Origin of the sequence: Calothrix sp. PCC 7507 (assembly GCF_000316575.1) — a bacterium.
In the GTDB taxonomy this organism is placed as follows: domain Bacteria; phylum Cyanobacteriota; class Cyanobacteriia; order Cyanobacteriales; family Nostocaceae; genus Fortiea.
Map to the genome: position 1 here is coordinate 5,875,699 of NC_019682.1, position 18,448 is coordinate 5,894,146.

Genomic DNA, 18,448 nt, shown 5'->3' on the forward strand with positions numbered 1-18,448 from the left:
ATGAACATAGATTGGCGTTTAATAATGCTGATTGCCTGTATTGGCAGTTTATCTGTTTCCCCACTAGGCGCAAAACCAAATCTTGGGGTTTTAAATGCACAAGGTTCAAAGCAAAAATCTGCCCAGCAATTACAACAGCTAGCTAAGTCAATCACAGTCAAAGTACTATCAAAAGATTTCTTGGGATCGGGAATTCTGATTCAAAAAAATGGGTCAGTTTATCAGGTGCTGACTAACGCCCATGTACTGAGGTCGGGCAATCCACCTTATCAGATTCAAACTCCTGATGGCCGCATTTATAGGACTGATTTATCTAAGATGAGCAATCGCTCTACTCTTTCCTATTTCCACGGTAACGATTTAGCTATATTACAGTTTCGCAGCCCCCAGTTCAGCTATAAAGTTGCATCTCTCGGTCATACATCCACTTTGAGCGTAGGCAATGAAGTTTTTGCTGCGGGGTTTCCCTTTGATAGCCAAGGTATCCAAGATACAGGATTTGTTTTCCGCCAAGGTCAAATTTCTTTAGTGCTAGACAAAGCCTTGGAAGGCGGTTATCGGATTGGATATACCAATGATATTGTCAAAGGCATGAGTGGGGGACCATTACTAAATCGTGCTGGACAGCTTGTGGCTATCAACGGCAAACATGCTGAACCTCTTTGGGGTTCGCCATATGTATATCAAGATGGAACAAAACCCAAACCATCCCTGCTCAAACAGATGAGCAAATATAGCTGGGGTATTCCCATTGAAGTGTTTATGCAGATGGGATCACCATCATTTATCAATAATTATTCTTATACAGATATTCAGCCAGAGGTCAACCAATGAATTTTGCTCGTAGTCTTCCAGCCATGCTGATTGGTGCCGCTGTCATGTTGGTGAAACCTCAAGTTGCCTTATCCTTAACTCCGGTAGAAGTCAACAATATTGCTCAAACAGTTACTGTTCGCATTGATGGAGACGGTGTTGGTTCTGGAGTAATTTTTGAACGCAAAGGTGAAACTTACTTTGTCCTCACCAATCGACACGTAGTATCCAAAGACGGCAGATATGAGATTCACACCCAAGATGGTGCAAGTTATCCAGTCTACTACAGCAAGGAATTACCGGGATTAGATTTGGCGGTATTGCAATTCAATAGTAATAAAAATTACCCTATTGCTAAATTAGGCAACTCTGACCAAACCAGAGAAGGGATGACGGTGTATGTAGTAGGTTGGGCTGACCGTTTACCAGGTATTAATGAACGTAGTTATCAATTTACGAATGGCAGCATTCGCAGTCGTCTGCAAAACCCAGATGATGGCTACGCTTTAGTTTATAACAACGAGGCAATTCCGGGGATGAGTGGCGGTCCGGTGTTAGACGAAAATGGCAATTTGATCGGGATTAATGGACGAGCTACACAACCGGAAGAGAAGACAGGAACTGTTTTAAGGTTGGGAATCCCGATTAACACCTTTTTGGCAGCCAGAAATAATTTACAACCAGTTACAACAAAAAAACCAAGTCCTAGTCCCAGTATACCTACAGCCGGACAACCAAATACTAGAGAAAAACCCACAGTCACACGACAACGAACTGCTGAGGACTTGATCAGCTTGGGAGGAGCTAAAGCCGATAAAGGAGATTATAAAGGAGCGATCGCTGATTACGACCAAGCCCTCAAACTGAGTCCCAACAATCCTGATGCTTACTTCCGACTGGGTGCAGCCTACAAGGAGCTAAATGATTACCCAGCATCTCTGAAAAATTTTGAACAGGTGATTCGCCTCAGTCCCAAAAATGCCACCGCGTACGCTTGGAGAGGTTATGTCCTCGTGCAAATGAAAGATTACCAGGGTGCGCTTACCAATGCTAACAAATCCATTAGTCTTGATCCTAACTCTCGTACTACGGCCTTTGCCTATGCTGTCCTGGCTGGCGCTCATTTAGGTTTAAATGACACACAACAAGCCCTTGCCGCTACTAACCAAGTAATCCAGCGACTTCCTAACCAAGTAGATGCTTACAATCTACGGGGTCTGTTACGGGTGGAGACGAAAGACTATAAACTAGCGATCGCTGATTATGATCAGGCGCTGAGTTTTTTGGAGTTCTCTGGTATTGGCATCACCTTCAATAGCGAAAAAAATCAAGGGCTAAAAATTACACAGGTGAATGACAACTCTCCAGCTATAAAAGGAGGGGTGAAAGTTGGCGATCAGATTTTGGCAATTGATGGTAAACCCACTCTCAACATGACATCGGATGATGCCGCCAAGTTAATGCGGGGTCAAGAAGGTACTACAATCAGCTTGCGAATTAAACGCCAAGGTAGAAGTGACTTTGACCTGAAGCTGAACCGGGTATTGATTAGCGATCCCAAAGCGGCGGAAATTTACAAAAACCGTGCTGTTGCTCGCGCTAAATTAGAAGATGCTCAAGGAGCGATCGCCGATGCTCAGAAAGCCGCCGATTTATACCAAAGGCAAGGCAAAACAGCAGAGGCCCAAACTATACTCAACGCTCTCAAAAAACTACAAAATACTCCATCCGGTTCACAACCAACTACCCCATCCAATCAGTCAAATCCTCAAACAATTATCGCCACTGCTAACGAAGCGATCGCCCGTAATCCTCAAGATGCCAATGCCTATACGAGGAGGGCAGCTGGGCGATATCAGCAAGGAGATAAACAAAAAGCATTAGAGGATTTAAACCAAGCCACCCGCTTCAATCGCAAACATTCGCTGGCTTGGGCTTTTCGCGGTGACGTGTTACGTGAGTTGGGACGAAACGAAGAGGCGATTACTTCCTATAGTCGGGCAGTAGAAGCTAACAGTCAATGGGGTACAGTGAAAGCTGCTGATGTTTATTTAACCCGAGGAAATCTCTACACAGATCAGGCAAACTATCAGCGAGCTATTACCGATTATGACCAAGTAATTCGCTTAAATGCCAAAAGTGCCGTCGCCTACGCTTTACGGGGTTTAGCCTACCAGCGCCAGGGAAACAATAAAGCAGCACTCTCGGACTTCAACCAAGCAGCACGGATCGATCCGAATAATGCCATTGCTTATTTTGCAAGGGGTTTGAGCTACCATACTCAGGGAGACTATCAGGGGGCACTAGCCGCCTACGAAAAAGCAACTACCCTGGATGCAAAATTATTAGCAGCTGTTAATAACCTGGGACTAATCAAATATGAACTCCAAGATATGGAAGGAGCTATCCGCCAGTTTCAGGCTGCTGTTAACATTGACAGCAAATCTGCTGAACCTCAATTAGCCCTGGCAACAGCATTATATGTGAAAGGCGATCGCGATCGGGGTTTAGAACTAGCACAAGCAGCTCTGCGCCTAGACAAAAGATTTGCCAATATAGATTTCCTCAAGAAAAATTTTTGGGGCGATCGCATATTAGTAGATGTGCAGAAGCTCCTACAGAACCCCCAAATTCGCACCTTGCCATCTCGTCGCTAATTAAATCAGTGATTAGTTACAGTGTTTTTCAGAAATAAAACTGTAGTGGGACGACACAGCTAAAATGATGCAATAAAATTGTAGTAGCGTGTCTAGGCTAAATTTGTGCATTATATTGGGATGGAATTAAACGCGGATGAACGCGGATGAACGCGGATAGGACTTATATTATTGCAACATTTTAGTCTAGACACGCCAGTAGGTTGGGTGGAGGCTTTGCGTAACCCAACGCCCTGATCAATGTTGGGTTGCGCTCCGCTTCACCCAACCTACGTCTAACGCACTATTTTAGCTGTGTCGTTCCACTACTGGCGTGTCAAGGCTAATTCTGTGTATTAGATATAGTATCTTAAAAAAAGTATTGAGAGTGGAGAGCAAAAAGCAAAGCTACACTCCCCTATCTTCACAAAATTAGTGAATTTCCAATGAATTAATTACTTGTTCAGCAGTTTTTGCTAAATCATCATATTGACTTTCTTCTGCTGCATAAGTAATGATGTAGGCTTTATTATTTATTAAAGTCCACACTGCTTTCCGTTTTACAGTATATTTATCTTCTTTCCCCGAATAAACTACCTCATGGGCTGGATGATTTGCTAGTTGAGTTAACCGCGATTCATCAATTTTAGCATCCGTCAAAAATTGCGTTATTTCATTCACCTTTGAGCTAGTATATTCATCCAACGAAATAGTTTGTTTCAAATTTTCAATTTCTATAGTTATGTCACTTCGATAAAGTTGAGTTACTTTTTTTGCAGGCGCTAAAAATTTAGCTATATCTGTTGTATTGGTATTATTTTGTCCTATTTCCTGGATTGACCAAGTTTGAGGATATTTTATTTTAATTCCATAAACAGTATCTTCGTAAACCTTTAAACTTGATGATTCTTGTGATGTCGAGCTAAATATTTGTTGTAATCTGGGAACCACCAAAACCGCCACAGAAAAAATCATAGCTAACACCATCAAAGCTAAGGCAGGTTTCTTAATTTTTGACCACTGGTTATGATGATTTATAGTTAACTTTGCCAGTGCTTGTAAAACTATAGGTGCTGACTGATAACGTTCGGCGAAATGGTATTTCACCATCTGATCTAAAATGTCTGCTAGTTGAGGACTGACTGCTGCTTGGTTACGCCAAATAATGTCTAGTGTTTTCGGGTCTTTTGATAATTTGAGAGGAGAAATACCAGTCAGTGCTTGAATTCCAATGATTCCCACAGCGTAAATATCGCTACACAGTTGCGGCTGTCCATGATATTGTTCACTAGGCATATAACCAGGAGTGCCAACGGCCACGGTTCTTTCCTGATTATTAACCATCAAAGTGCCAATTTCTTTTACTGCCCCAAAATCGATTAAAAAAAGCTTACCGTCAGCAGTGCGTCTGATTAAATTAGCAGGTTTAATATCGCGGTGAATCACGTTCTGCTGATGGACAAACTCTAATATTTTCAATATCTCTTGCAAAAAAGTAATTACTTTCTCTTCACTCCATTGTTGACCAGCTTTTAGTTCTGTGCTGAGATCATTACCCTGTACATATTCCTGAACTAAATAAAATTCTTGACTTTCCTCAAAGTGAGCCAAGAGTCGTGGTATTTGCTCGTGGTTTCCTAACCTGTAAAGGACATCAGCTTCTGTATCGAATAGCCGCATTGCTTGTTGCAAAGCGTGCGGGTTGGTCAATTGGGGCTTGAAGCGTTTGACAACACAATCTGGATTGCGAGGTAAATCCATATCTTCAGCCAGATAAGTTTCCCCAAACCCTCCCTGTCCCAATTTGCTGACGATTTTGTAGCGACCCCGGAGCGTTGTTCCTAGCATTAAATTCACCTAGGCTGATGTCAGTTATCATTCATAGAATAATTGATCCCGATTTTCTCACATAATTTAACATTCAGTAAAAATGCGTCGTTTGCATCTTCCCACGGACAACTGTAGAGGCGAGGAAGGGAATTTGCGTGATTCTTAAAGGTAGGTTTTTTATGACTAATGACCAAAAATTAATGATTCAATATAGTTAGTGAAGTATTGTGGAGAAACATAGATGTTAGCAGTTGTAGCTTATATTGGCTTCTTGGCTTTGTTTACTGGCATTGCAGTAGCGCTGTTGTTTGGTCTACGTGCAGTTAAGGTGCTTTAATCAACAGTTATCAGTGAACAGTCATCAGTGAACAGTTGGTAGACCTGATGACTGTTCACTGACCGATATTAACTAAGCTTTGGTTACTGGTATCGCTGTGAGGCTACTTTAATTAACATTTATCAGGTTTGATAACTGCTAACTGATAACTGTTTACTGATTTTTTGAATAGGTGGACGCATTTCTAAACCCAGTAAGTTGAGCATTTCTTGATCAGCATCGTAATCTGGACAAGGAGTAGTGACTGTTAACATTTTGTTATCGTCGCTGGAAAAGATAGAATTAGCCCCTGCCATGAAGCAGAAAGCTTGTTCAACTTGAGAAAGTCGCGCCCTTCCAGCACTGAGACGCACGTCAGAAGTTGGCATCACAATCCTGGTTGTAGCAATCATCCGCACAATATCCCAAATAGGGACATCGGGCTGATCTTCTAAGGGTGTGCCTGGTACTTGTGAGAGAATATTAATCGGGACTGACTCCGGATGGGGCTGGAGGTTAGCCAGAGTGTGTAACATCCCCACGCGGTCATCAACGGTTTCACCCAAACCAAGAATACCGCCAGAGCAGACAGTAACATTTGTTTGGCGGACATTATCGATTGTATTTAGGCGATCGCTATAAGTCCTAGTAGAAATGATAGTACTGTAATGCTCCCGTGAGGTATCTAAGTTATGGTTGTAAGCGTAAAGTCCTGCTGCTTCTAAACGCTGGGCTTGATCGGCTGTAAGCATACCCAGAGTACAACATACTTCTAAACCCATTGCAGTTACTTCCTGAACCATTTCGAGGACTGTCTCAAATTGAGAGTTATCCCGCACTTCCCGCCAAGCAGCACCCATGCAAACACGACTGACACCTTTGAGTTTGGCTGTTTGAGCAATATTAATGACGGTGTTTTTTTCTAAGAGTGCTTCTGCTTTTACCTCAGTTTTGTAGCGGGAAGATTGAGCGCAGTAGCTACAATCTTCTGGACAGCCTCCTGTCTTAATAGAGATTAGCTTACAAACTTGTATTTTTTTTGAGTCATGATATTGGCGATGCACGCTAGCAGCTTGATAAATCAGCTCTAGCAATGGCGTGTTATGTATCTTCCGAATCTCTGCTTCCTGCCAATCGTAGCGTATTCCCACCACATCACTATCCTTTATCAATCTGTCTACTGTTCGTCAGTTATCAGTTTCATCACTCAGGTAACAGTCTCCCAGCATCCACCTGATCACTGTTAACTGTTAACTGTTCACTGATTTAAATCAGCTTATCAAGATTTTGAGTGGATGGCCGATTAACAGTAAAAATACTCATGCTAATAATTATAAACAAGGTGATAGCCTAGGCTTTCTCAAGCATTAAGTGTTTAATTTTCATGGGATGACACAATCAGGGTCGCTGCTGTTAAATTTAAGAAATGTTGGGATATCTTGGCAAATTTCTGTAAAGTAGGCCACATTTTATCTGTTAAATCTTGGCAAATCTGATGAATACACAGCGTCACGAAATCATGAAATTGCCGACAGAAGCATCTTCGGCTACAGAATCTACTCCTTTGCGTAGTTATGTTGTCAGAAATATAGAAATCTTAAAATCAATTATTATTTCTATCGAAATCACTCAAGAAGCGATCGCTCCCATGATAGCTGGCTTGATTGTGGTTACAATACTTTTCCTGTAAGGATTAAACCAACCGCTACTACATAAAGTAGGCATGAGAGCAGTCAAAACAGCCGATAAGTGTTCTTAGAAGATATCACGTTACGCATCTAGTTTATGAAGTCAGAACTACCACTAATAACAAGCGATCGCTTACTATTAAGAATTCCGATTCAAGAAGATATCCCCTACATTCTCAAATACTTTATTCATAATAAAACCTATCTCACTCCATTCTATCCGACTTGGGCAGAAAGTTTTTTCACAGAAGAGTATTGGCAATATCAAATTGAGGGTAGTTTGCTAGAATTTATCAATGGACACTCATTAAAGCTAGTTATTTCTCCTAAAAAAAATATCACTAGAATTATCGGAACTATCAACTTTAGCAATTTTGTCCGTGGAGCCGCCCACTTTTGTTTTGTAGGATATAGTCTCGCAGAAGATGAACAAAGTAAAGGGTACATGACGGAAGGGCTAAAAGCCGCTACTGAGTATGTCTTTCATGAATTAAATATGCACCGCATCATGGCAAATTATATGCCACACAATCAACGGAGTGGGAATGTTCTCAAAAGACTTGGTTTTGTTGTCGAAGGATATGCTAGAGACTATTTGCTAATTAATGGAGAATGGCAAGATCATATTCTTACTAGTCTCACAAATCCTCACTGGCAAATACCTCTGTAAAAATTTAAAATGATAAATTAATAGAGGTAAGATTAAAGAAAGAATAAATGAAGCTTTACTGATAATGACTCTGGCTGAAACTCCTAACAACGCCAATTCTTCCAATCCTTTTCTTACCCTCAACTACGAAAGTGCTTTGGAATCTCTCGGTGATGACTACTACGATGAGGTAGCACCTGCAGAATTTCCCCAACATATCCTGCGCTGGCGCAATGATGCAATTTTACCCCGCTTAGGCTTAAATCCCCAAGCCGTCACAGATGAAGATTTCATCACAGCCTTTGGTAAATTTCAAGAGCGTAAACCACTATTAGCACTGCGCTACCACGGTTATCAATTTGGTGAATATAACTCTGGATTAGGTGATGGTAGAGGCTTTCTCTACGGACAAGTGCGCGGTACTGATGGTGAATTGTACGACTTTGGGACTAAAGGTTCTGGTAAAACCCCTTACTCCCGTGGTGGTGACGGAATGCTGACACTCAAAGGTGGGGTACGGGAAGTTATCGCCGCAGAAGCTTTACACCATTTGGGTGTTCGTACCTCCCGCTGCTTAACCATGATTGAAACAGGTTTAGCCCTGTGGCGGGGTGATGAACCATCACCTACCCGTTCGTCGGTGATGGTGAGGATGAATCGTTCTCATATTCGGTTTGGCACTTTTGAACGACTGCACTATTTACGCCGTCCGGATTTAACTGAAAAGTTGTTAAATCATGTAATTGAGCAATATTACCCGCACTTAATTAGGGAAGAGGATAAATACGCTCTGTTTTATGCAGAATTAGTCCAAAGAGTAGCAGAATTAGTAGCACAATGGATGGCTGCTGGTTTTTGCCATGCAGTTTTGAATACTGACAATATGTCGATTAGTGGGGAGAGTTTTGACTACGGACCTTATGCTTTTATCCCTACTTATGACCCTTACTTTACGGCTGCATACTTTGATTATTATAGACGCTATTGTTATAGTTATCAACCAGGTATTTGTAAGTTAAATTTAGACATGCTTCAAGAACCGTTAAAGGCAGTTATTGCTCCAGATGATTTGGAGGCGGGATTAGCCCATTTTGATGACTATTATCATACTGAATACCGCTCTTTAATGTTGAGAAAGTTAGGTTTTGAACAGTTGCAAAATCCCGGAGTTAATGAGCTTTTGCAGCTAACGATTCAGTTTTTGCAAGATAGCCAGGTTGGTTATCATCAGTTTTTCTCAGAAATGGCTCGCACCTTTTCATCTAAATGGCGAGATGATCCGGCATTTGTCATGCATAATTCTGATATTGTGCCAGCATTGGGAACATCACCAGTTTTTGATAATTGGTCTATTTTATATCACAAAATTTTGAATGATTTTGATCCCGATCAACTAGATACAATTGCTCAAACTCTAGCTGTGAGTAATCCTAAAACTGTTTTATTAAGACCTGTGATTGAGTCGATTTGGGAACCAATTGCTCAGGAAGATAATTGGCAACCTTTTTATGAGTTAATTGAGCGGATTCAGTCTAGAGATTAATATAGGAATCTGGTTTGATTTGGGAAAAAATCTTAGCACTTGTAGGCACCTCTAAACATGGGTGAAATTATCGAATTGGCAAAACAACAACGGCAGCAGAAAGAATCCGTATAATGGCGATTTTATTTGCTATGTGTTGCTTATGAATTCTGAATTCTGCTATAAACTTGACCAAAACTATGATCGGGATTAATTTCAATTACTAAGTCAACTGCTATGGAATCTTGGATTAAGGGTTTAATGAATAATTCTGGATGTAGCGATCGCCAAAAATAATTGACAAATTCTTCAATCTCTTGGTCACTCATCCCCGGTTTACCCGCAGCTATCATCTGTCGTTCTGCCTGTTTGCGCCATGCTAAAGAACAGCGATAATCTTGAGGATACAGCACAATTAAGCTATCTAACCGTTCCCACAAAGGTAGATAATCTTTTAGCTGATGATTCACATCACGGGCAAATTGGCGATCTGCATCTGTGATGATTGGCGGTGGTGCAGTATCAAATATCTCTGGATTGATTGGTTTCACACCAACAAACCAACCTTCAAATAGCAGAATATCCACGCTGGGAAAAATTTCTGAGGTGGTACGATCGCCTGCGCCTTTATAAGCAGATTTATCAAAACGGGGTATAAAAACAGGAGTTTTACCCTGACGAATATCATCTAATACATTTAAACCCAAATCGATATCATGGGTTCCTGGTGGGCCACGCCAAACTAAGCGGGGGTCTTTTTTGGTTAATTCCAGGCGATCGCTATAAGTTTTATACAGGTCATCTAATGATAAACTCACGCTCACATATCCCAATTGCTGGAGAATTAAGCTGAGAACCTTAGACATTGTGGTTTTACCCGTTCCTTGTCCTCCCAAAATTCCCTGGATGAAGGGGCGTCCCAAATTTTGGCGCTGGGATGCTATTTTCATTCCTAAGGGTAGCCACACATCCCACAACACCTCTAACATTTCCTGGGGTGGGACTTGCAGGGTAGTTTGGCAAAATTGGCTAAATGCTGGGAAAACAGATTTGAGTAAATGCGATCGCTTTTCGATGACTTCATCCACATTTTCTGGTGTCATCCCCAAAGCCTCTGCTTTTAATTTATCCGCCAGTAGTGCTTCCCGCGCTTTCTGCAGCCAATTTTCCCCTATCGCATCCGTTGTCAAAATTTCACTCAACCACAAATTCATCACTCAGACTCCCTCAAGAACCCAGTTTCAAGGCTTCGATAAACAAGCTATAGGTAAAACCCACCTTGAGTAAGTTTAGTGCTTCTACCCAGAGCGATCGCTTAGACAAAAAGCTACGGTTATAAAAAATTCTGCTACTGATCTCCGTCAGAAATACTAAAAATGCAGCGACAACAATGTCCCAGTCTGCCTTTTGTCCCGCCGTAGTTGAAACTGCTGTTCCTAGAAAAAAACCGAATAAAAAACTAATCACCAGCAGCGACAGTCGCCGCCAAGGATTAGTAAACCATTCCCCCAAGCGCCTAGCAATGGCGTCGAATAAGTTATTTAGACGAGTATTTTGCATTAGACTACCTTGAAAATAGCGGCTAGAGACTGTGGATTAGATCTCAGAAATCCAGAAAAGTCAAGAAACCATGAAATATTTCTCTGTCCGAGGATGTCGGTTTTAGCATAAGCTTGTTTGCATAGTCTGGGAGATATCTAAGCTATTACGCTGTTAAATTGTATATTTCGCGCTCAGGTTGTCAAAAATTAAAACTCCTTTCTTCAAAGGCTAGCTTGGACTTTTGACCCTGCCAATTTTAGATTTTGGATTTTGGATTTTGGAATTGGTTTTTCGGTTCAAGCCCCGTCCGATGTTAAGCGGAACAAATCTAAAAGACGCTCGTAGACTCGCTGTAAGCGGAGCTATGCCGCAGGCTTTACGCTGCGCTATCGTTAATCTAAAATCCCTAAGCCCCATACCCTTGTGGTCGGGGTCAATCCAAAAGACGCTGCTACGTCCCTAACGCTACGCTATCGCAAATCTAAAATCCAAAATTGTTTGACCCTGGACAGCCCTAACACAAAAATATTTGATTTAGGCGCGCAAAAGCTTAGTAATTTTTCAGTGTTGATTAAATTTTATACATTGTGTCATCTAGAGAAAAGTACATTTCTCCAGGTAAATGTTTGTCTTGTGGTTTTATCTTGCAACTTAAAAAAGTTATCTGAGAAATGGTAGTGTAAAATATTAAGAACTATGAAGTTTATCACTATAATAAATATATAAGTTTGACATCAAAACCCTTGTGGTTCTGACTACTTCTTACGCAAAATTAATGTTTGTATTTTTACAATTGATTTTGCCAAATATGTAACATATCGTTGCTTCAGCTTATCCTGCCTATCTGCGGATTAGCATGAAGAATATAGCTAGGAGATAGTTTTTGGACTAAGAAACAAGGTAGTAACTTTTATCAGTATATGTCCGAAAAAATGCTACCTATTATACAGCGTAAGTTTTGATTCCAAGAGAATCTCAACTAGGACAGTTTCTTTGATTACCGCTTTTGATAATAGGCTAGTATTTGGTCAAGCCTAGACAAATATTTATTTCTAACAACTATCAATATGAAATCGTCGGTGTATCGTAACGCTGCTGTTCTAGCCTGTTCATTGGGACTGCTGGGATTACTGGTGGGGTGCTTTGAAATGAAGGTTTCTTTTGAAGCCACAAATCCAGATGGTTCAGCTTCACAGGCTACCGAACCCCCCCAGATCACACAAAACCCCTCGTCAACTGTTGCCGATCAAACATTGACATCTGTTAACGTATCTAGTCCAGACAGCACTCCCAGTAACCAAGTAAAAGATAGCGATAGAAAAAATAATCCCCTCATAGCATATAATCCAGACCCGGCTGGAAATGCCAAAGCGCAGGGGACGTTGCGAATGATTAATCAAACAAATCAACCTGTGCGGCTAGCCCTACTGGTGCGACAGTCGGCGGTGAAAGGATCTAAAACAAATTATGACCTCCCCGCGCATTGGGATTTTGCACCCAAAGAAGGTAGTGAGAAAGGGCTGCTTTTATCCTTACCTAACGGCAATTTAAAGCTGGAAAAGGGAGATATTTTAGTAGCTTTTGCACAAGATGGCTCACGGCGCTACTGGGGTCCATATGTTGTTGGTGAAACATCTACACCTCAGTGGAATTCCCGGAATCGCGAATGGCGACTAGTACTTAGTCAATAAATTGGGGACTGGGGACTGCACTTCGGCTACGCTCAGTGAGCAGGGACTGGGGACTGGGGGAAATAAATAATGTTCCTTCGACTTGACTCTTGACTCCTAACTCCTAACTCCTAACTCCCAACAAATGCCCAATAAAGAACAAAATATAACTAACCAACGACTATTGACTATTGGCTATTGACCGATAACTAATGAAGATGAAATTGAGTGTCCCCGGTGCTGTTGATCAGTGGTTCAACAATCTAGCGAAACGTCCAGTCCTTGCTGTGACTATGTCAATTCTGTGGATAATTCTGATTGCTGGGGTGGCCTTTGGATGGCATTTGGGCAATATTGGCTTAATAGACGAAACAGAGCCATTGTTTGCGGAAGCTTCTCGTCAAATGTTAGTCACAGGTGATTGGATAACTCCATTTTTCAATGGCGAAACTCGTTTCGATAAACCTGCGTTAATTTATTGGTGCCAAGCGATCGCCTATGCAATTATGGGGGTGAATGAGTGGGCGGTGCGTCTCCCTTCCGTACTCGCGGCGATCGCTGTTATGGGCTTGGTTTTTTACACCTTACAGCAGTCTTTGAAACGAGAAGATGAATTAGAACAAGCATCACGTCCTACTCGTCGCTACTTAATAGCTGCTGTAGCCGCAGCAATGACAGCACTTAACCCGGAAATGATCGCCTGGGGAAGAATTGGTGTCTCAGATATGCTGCTCACTGGTTGTATGGCATCAGCTTTGTTATGCTTTTTTCTGGGATACGCAAATCAACAACAGTCGGGAGTCAAGAGTCAAGAGTCAAGAGTCAAGAGTTATTCTCCCTCATCTCCCCAATCCCCATTCCCCATTCCCCGCTCACTGAGCGTAGCCGAAGTGCAGTCCCCATTCCCCAATAAATGGTATTTGGCTTTTTATGTGCTGATTGCGGCGGGAATATTGACAAAAGGGCCAGTAGGAATTGTCTTACCTGGGCTAATTATCGCTGGGTTTGTGCTTTACCTGGGAAAAGTGCGAGAAGTGTGGCGGGAAATGCGCCCGCTTCTAGGGTTGCTGATTGTTGTGGTTTTGGCCGTCCCCTGGTATGCGCTAGTGATTTGGCGCAATGGCTGGAATTTCATTAATGCCTTTTTTGGTTATCACAACCTAGAACGCTTTACAGAAGTAGTTAATGGTCATTCAGCACCTTGGTATTTTTACTTTGTGGTGGTGACACTAGGCTTTACACCATATTCAGTTTACTTGCCAGGGGCGATCGCTCGGCTGAAGTTTTGGCAGCGTCAGCACTGGCTTGAGCAAGAACGCTCTCAGCAATTGGGTTTATTTGCAGGCTTTTGGTTTATTGGTGTCTTTGGGTTTTTCACTGTAGCTGTCACCAAACTTCCTAGTTACGTATTACCCTTAATGCCAGCCGCCGCCATTTTAGTAGCATTATTATGGAGTGATCAGTTAAAGGGCACAAAAAGCCCCTCTCACAAAATCTTTGTCTGGAGTGGGTGGGCAAATGTAGCATTTTTATCAGCCCTAGCAGTCGCACTGTTTAACTTATACCAAATATCAGGCAGCGATCCCGCAGCACCCGACATCTTCCTGATGATTGAACAATCAGGTGTACCAGCACTGGGTGGGATGATTTGGCTCGTTTGTGCAGTTATCATAGCTGCTTTACTGATAAGTCGTCGCTGGAACTTTTTAATTAGCGTCAATTTATTGGGGTTTGTGGCGTTTTTTGTGGTGACTTTGATGCCTACTTTGTTTTTGTTAGATGAACAGCGTCAGCTACCCTTGAGAGAATTATCAGCGATCGCAGTACCAGCACAACAGCCAAACGAAGAATTTATTATGATTGGCTTTAAGAAACCAAGCGTCGCTTTTTACACTCGTAGGCATGTAAACTATTTACAATCTGCCAAAGAAGCTGTAGACCATATTCAAAATCAGAAAAACAAGGAAGTAAAACCGCCCTCACTGCTAGCTATAGCTGAACGCAGCATGTTCGTGAAAATGGGTTTACAGCCTGATGATTATAAGTACCTAGCCACCAAAGGAGCTTATTCCCTAATTCGAGTTCCTTTAAAGAAAGCCAAAAAGCCAAAATTAGATATATCTTATCAGGTTCGTTAATTTGTCATTGGTCATTGGTCATTAGGCATTGATAGTTTCTCCCCCATCTCCCTGCCCCATTCCCTACTTATCAGATAACGCCTGATTAACCTGAGTTAATAAGTCTTCCATTGAGATCGAGCGAGGTAAAATTTGAGCAGAAATAGCACTCACAACAGTTTCTATAGATTGCAATCTATTTCTCTTCTGCTTCTCAATTTCCGGCAAGGGAACATCAGACTCAGAAATTCTCTGCGTGGAATGTAATCGCTGATCAAGCACTAAAATTGGTGGTAAATTAAAAGGCGAATCTGCCAATGCTTTTAGTGCTTTGAGTACTTCTTTATGGACGGAGGATTCTCCTAAACAAATTAGCAGTAGATCAACACTTTGATGGCGAATTTGTTGTAATACTTCTGCCCAACATCCACTCATTGCAGCTTTCAATCCAGCTGTTTGGAGATACTGAATTAGAGCTTGAAACCATTCAGATCCTCTTTCTACAGTGTCGCTGCTGAGTGAGGAATGTTTTTCTGAGCGATAACCCCTCACCTGCTTACGTTTTACCTGAGGCAAATCCCGTAGCATCATCACATCCACTACTAAAATACTGGGTGGACAGCAGACACCAGCGGCGATTTGTAGTACTGACAATAAGGCATCTGTTTTGTCGGAGTGATTACTATTATCTTTCCCAAGTGGTGTTAAGCAAGGAAACACCGACAATCCAGGAATTTGAGAAGCTGCTAGGGTAGTTGCGACATCGCAAGTAACTAGGGGTAGAGCGGCCAAACGTGGGTGCTGAATGAGTTGTTGCAGATAAATTTGCGCTACAGCACTTTCTACATCTAGTAACACTACATCGAACTGCCAAACCCGAGCCAAGAGTTCTGCTTGATCTAAATCATCAACTTCAATCACTCGGTGTTCTCGCAGTGAGGGGTGCGGATTAACTGATTCCAACTCAGGATTAACTAATCTCAGAATTCTGAGAGGGCTTTTATTCTGAATGGTTTCACCACTGAGTGAACCTGATTGTTGAATTGTGGATGTAGCACATAAAGTTTCTAGCAGTGGGGTCAAGTTCTGATGCTGTACTGGTAAGCTCAAGAAACCATCAGATCGGTTAGCAAAAGCTTGCTCCTTTTCGGCTCCAGTTGCTGTGACAATCACAGGAATGTGACGAGTTGCTACATCAGATTTAAGTAAAGTTAGCACATCCCAACCAGACAACAGCGGCAGTAACGGATTCAAAAATACAGCTTTCGGTTGCAAGCGCCGAGCTTTTTCTACAGCCTCTGTTCCCGATCGCGCAATCACCACGCGATAACCTAAACCTTTGAGCTGTTCCGTCAAGTCTTCTATATATCGAGCCACAGCCTCGACTACCAACACCAACCTTTGCGAGGACGTAGGGTGATGTTGTGTAGAAGTATTGACACGCTGCCGATTTGATGACGTTAGTCCCGGTATGGAGTTGTTTCTGATTTCTGTGGATTCTGTCTCTTCTTCCTCTGGCTCCGCAAAGCCTGTTTTTGGGGGACTTGGTGGTAAGAGGAGTGTAAATTGGCTACCTTTGCCTTCACGAGACAAGAAACTGACATCACCACCGTGGAGGCGTGCCAAAGCTCTAGTTAGCACCAGTCCTAGTCCTGTGCCTTCAAATTGCCTGGTTAAGGGATTCTCTAGTTGTTGGAATTTTTGAAATATTAAATGTTGTTGGTGTTCAGGAATGCCAATACCTGTATCCCATATAGTAAAGGCAATCCAACCTTCCCAACGACTCACCTTCAACCCAATTTCCCCAGATAATTCGGTAAATTTAAAGGCGTTGGAAAGCAGGTGTACTAACATTTGGCGTAAGCGTAATTCATCCGCCACCATTTGATCTAACCCTGATTCAATCGAGAGGCTCAATTTGAGTTCGGGTGATGGTGCTGGTTGGGATTGATTAGCAGGCGGGGCTTTGCTAGTTTGAGTGTGGATAGCTTTGGCTTCTAATAAAGCGCGATCGCAAACAGCTTGGATTTTTACCGGTGCTAGTGTCAAATCCATCTGTCCCGTTTCCATCCGGGTCAAATCTAAAATATCATTGACCACACTCATCAAATGACGACCGCTTTGATGAATAAGTCCTGCATAGCGCGCTTGACGCTCGTTTAGTTCTCCCAACTGTCGATCTACAAGCAGCCGTGATAACCCCAAAACTGCAGTCAGGGGAGTCTTCAATTCATGACTTATACAGGCTAAAAACTCGTCCTTCAACCGATTCAATTGAATCAAGTCAGCATTCTTGGCTGCTAATTCTTTACAAAGTTGCTGCTGTTCGGTGACATCAGTTGCTAATACTAGCCATAGTTCTGTTTCCTGAGTATTAAGTGCAATTTCAGATGCATCATGCAAAACTTTTAACTCAGGACTATCTAATGGAATTTTCGCAAACTGCCAGACTCGCTCTTGGCCGCTTTGCACTTCGACAATACAAGTACAAGTACCTACCTGGCTATCCCAGTAGCACTGATTGGATGCAGTCGGTGTGGAAGTTTGTTGCTGATAAATATTGTTTATGGGTGGTGTTGCTTGCTGTATGGCTTCGCCTCTTACTGCAAAGCTATTATCTTCAGGGTAAATTTTCAGTGGCATAGCTTGCTCTTCATCGCTATGAAAGCTTTCCCTGCCATTAGGCTGCACCTTGACAGCTTGTTGTCTGGGATATTCTGGTTGTTGAGATCGGGCGGGGGCAAGTATTGTCTCTACTTGCTGTCTGACTCCTTCTGGATCTTTTAATACTCCCAATTGCTGCCACCAGGCTGGATTTTGCGCTACCACCTCGCCAGTACCAGTTTGCAACATTAAAGGCCAGGGCAGTCGCTCCAACAATTGCACAAGTTGCTTATGGACTTGTGCCTGGTTTTGATTTGCTGGCTCAGGTGTCTGTGGGTGAGTTGCCACAGCAGCTTCAGCCTCTGTATATTCTTGGTGTGGACTCTGAGACAACCCCTGAAGTACTGAGTTTATGGGAGACGCTGCCCCAAGTGCTACTCTTTCTCTAGCTAATAATCTCAACAGCCGTGAGCTATCCAGCAGTCCCAAAAACCTACCATCTGAGTCAATAAGTGCCCAATCTAAATTACTATTAACTGGGATTTCTTGGTGGCGCAAAAATAAACCAAATTGCTCTACACGCTCATTAGCTGATATGGTTTTTATGGGTGTAATTAGCGATGAACTAAAAGTCAATAGTGGCTGCGGCAAATTTAACAATTGCTCACAATCAACTGTTGCCCACAATTTGTGCATTACATGGGCAGAAGACAACAATCCTATAGGGCACTGTTGCTGATTCACCACTATTAAGCGATCGCACTGCTCTTTCTCAAAAATCTCCAGCACCATTGCCAGAGTACTTGTTTCGACGCAGCTCGGTACGGTTGCTAGAAAGTCATAAAGCGGGTACTGTAGCATTGACATAAGGCTTCGGGGGTCATTCTTCCTGTGGAAGCCTCTGGTTTCACCATCGGTATTTAACCAGATGGTACTCACGCCTGAAGCAATATCCATTAAGAAGACTCATATAAATTCTCGTTACAATTTCAATGCCATTGAAACAATGGTCTGTCCCATTACAAATACTTAGTTACGTCCACCAATTTTCACAGCAGTAG

General features: G+C 42.4%; 13 protein-coding genes. 8 read left to right on the plus strand and 5 right to left on the minus strand.

Translation table 11 applies throughout. The annotated features are described in order from the left end of the window. Positions 1 to 6: 6 nt before the first annotated feature. Together CAL7507_RS25155 and CAL7507_RS32490 are read left to right on the plus strand one after the other, a co-directional pair. A complete protein-coding gene (locus CAL7507_RS25155; protein ID WP_042342474.1) occupies positions 7 to 834 on the plus strand; it encodes a serine protease in 828 nt (275 codons plus the stop codon). Next, a complete protein-coding gene (locus CAL7507_RS32490; protein WP_015131303.1) occupies positions 831 to 3,470 on the plus strand; it encodes a serine protease in 2,640 nt (879 codons plus the stop codon). Before CAL7507_RS25155 ends, CAL7507_RS32490 begins: the two co-directional genes overlap by 4 nt. Before the next feature lie 411 nt (positions 3,471 to 3,881). On the opposite strand, the gene CAL7507_RS25170 is transcribed toward CAL7507_RS32490, so the two are convergent. Then, the gene (locus CAL7507_RS25170; protein WP_015131304.1) at positions 3,882 to 5,297 is read right to left on the minus strand and encodes a serine/threonine-protein kinase; all 1,416 of its coding nucleotides are present in this window, start codon (positions 5,295 to 5,297) and stop codon (positions 3,882 to 3,884) included. Positions 5,298 to 5,520: 223 nt separating this feature from the next. Here CAL7507_RS25170 and petL point away from each other — a divergent pair, with 223 nt between their 5' ends. Beyond that, positions 5,521 to 5,616 (plus strand): cytochrome b6-f complex subunit PetL, encoded by a 96-nt coding sequence (gene petL / locus CAL7507_RS25175; protein WP_015131305.1) that lies wholly within the window; start codon positions 5,521 to 5,523, stop codon positions 5,614 to 5,616. Positions 5,617 to 5,738: 122 nt separating this feature from the next. Here petL and bioB read toward each other — a convergent pair whose 3' ends face one another. Beyond that, positions 5,739 to 6,749 (minus strand): biotin synthase BioB, encoded by a 1,011-nt coding sequence (gene bioB, locus CAL7507_RS25180; protein WP_015131306.1) that lies wholly within the window; start codon positions 6,747 to 6,749, stop codon positions 5,739 to 5,741. A 341-nt stretch (positions 6,750 to 7,090) separates the two neighbouring features. Here bioB and CAL7507_RS25185 point away from each other — a divergent pair, with 341 nt between their 5' ends. From CAL7507_RS25185 to CAL7507_RS25195, 3 genes are all read left to right on the plus strand, one after another. Then, a complete protein-coding gene (locus CAL7507_RS25185) occupies positions 7,091 to 7,285 on the plus strand; it encodes a hypothetical protein (protein ID WP_015131307.1) in 195 nt (64 codons plus the stop codon). Between the two features lie 95 nt (positions 7,286 to 7,380). After that, positions 7,381 to 7,953, plus strand: coding sequence for a GNAT family N-acetyltransferase (locus CAL7507_RS25190; RefSeq protein WP_015131308.1), 573 nt, complete (start codon positions 7,381 to 7,383; stop codon positions 7,951 to 7,953). Between the two features lie 64 nt (positions 7,954 to 8,017). After that, on the plus strand, positions 8,018 to 9,475 hold the full coding sequence (locus CAL7507_RS25195) for a YdiU family protein (protein ID WP_015131309.1): 1,458 nt from the start codon (positions 8,018 to 8,020) through the stop codon (positions 9,473 to 9,475). Between the two features lie 140 nt (positions 9,476 to 9,615). On the opposite strand, the gene CAL7507_RS25200 is transcribed toward CAL7507_RS25195, so the two are convergent. Continuing rightward, positions 9,616 to 10,668, minus strand: a complete 1,053-nt coding sequence (locus CAL7507_RS25200) for a glycerate kinase (RefSeq protein ID WP_015131310.1) — start codon at positions 10,666 to 10,668, stop codon at positions 9,616 to 9,618. Positions 10,669 to 10,681: 13 nt separating this feature from the next. Beyond that, positions 10,682 to 11,014 carry a DUF565 domain-containing protein gene (locus tag CAL7507_RS25205; RefSeq protein WP_015131311.1) on the minus strand — a complete coding sequence of 111 codons (333 nt, stop codon included), beginning with the start codon at positions 11,012 to 11,014 and terminating at the stop codon, positions 10,682 to 10,684. Between the two features lie 1,049 nt (positions 11,015 to 12,063). Between CAL7507_RS25205 and CAL7507_RS25210 the strand changes: the two genes are divergently transcribed. Both CAL7507_RS25210 and CAL7507_RS25215 read left to right on the plus strand, forming a co-directional pair. Beyond that, complete coding sequence (locus CAL7507_RS25210) at positions 12,064 to 12,687, plus strand: hypothetical protein (protein WP_015131312.1); 624 nt, start codon at positions 12,064 to 12,066, stop codon at positions 12,685 to 12,687. Between the two features lie 191 nt (positions 12,688 to 12,878). After that, a complete protein-coding gene (locus CAL7507_RS25215) occupies positions 12,879 to 14,804 on the plus strand; it encodes a glycosyltransferase family 39 protein (RefSeq protein WP_015131313.1) in 1,926 nt (641 codons plus the stop codon). A 63-nt stretch (positions 14,805 to 14,867) separates the two neighbouring features. On the opposite strand, the gene CAL7507_RS25220 is transcribed toward CAL7507_RS25215, so the two are convergent. Continuing rightward, positions 14,868 to 18,344, minus strand: a complete 3,477-nt coding sequence (locus CAL7507_RS25220) for an ATP-binding protein (protein WP_015131314.1) — start codon at positions 18,342 to 18,344, stop codon at positions 14,868 to 14,870. Positions 18,345 to 18,448 lie beyond the last annotated feature (104 nt).

Bases quoted from the DNA above. Each gene is read 5' to 3' on its own strand.
- CAL7507_RS25170 (WP_015131304.1), bottom strand. From the start codon at position 5,297: ATGCTAGGAACAACGCTCCGGGGTCGCTACAAAATCGTCAGCAAATTG.
- CAL7507_RS25210 (WP_015131312.1), top strand. From the start codon at position 12,064: ATGAAATCGTCGGTGTATCGTAACGCTGCTGTTCTAGCCTGTTCATTG.
- CAL7507_RS25220 (WP_015131314.1), bottom strand. From the start codon at position 18,344: ATGGATATTGCTTCAGGCGTGAGTACCATCTGGTTAAATACCGATGGT.
- petL (WP_015131305.1), top strand. From the start codon at position 5,521: ATGTTAGCAGTTGTAGCTTATATTGGCTTCTTGGCTTTGTTTACTGGC.
- CAL7507_RS32490 (WP_015131303.1), top strand. From the start codon at position 831: ATGAATTTTGCTCGTAGTCTTCCAGCCATGCTGATTGGTGCCGCTGTC.
- CAL7507_RS25215 (WP_015131313.1), top strand. From the start codon at position 12,879: ATGAAGATGAAATTGAGTGTCCCCGGTGCTGTTGATCAGTGGTTCAAC.
- CAL7507_RS25190 (WP_015131308.1), top strand. From the start codon at position 7,381: ATGAAGTCAGAACTACCACTAATAACAAGCGATCGCTTACTATTAAGA.
- CAL7507_RS25195 (WP_015131309.1), top strand. From the start codon at position 8,018: ATGACTCTGGCTGAAACTCCTAACAACGCCAATTCTTCCAATCCTTTT.
- CAL7507_RS25185 (WP_015131307.1), top strand. From the start codon at position 7,091: ATGAATACACAGCGTCACGAAATCATGAAATTGCCGACAGAAGCATCT.
- CAL7507_RS25200 (WP_015131310.1), bottom strand. From the start codon at position 10,668: ATGAATTTGTGGTTGAGTGAAATTTTGACAACGGATGCGATAGGGGAA.
- CAL7507_RS25205 (WP_015131311.1), bottom strand. From the start codon at position 11,014: ATGCAAAATACTCGTCTAAATAACTTATTCGACGCCATTGCTAGGCGC.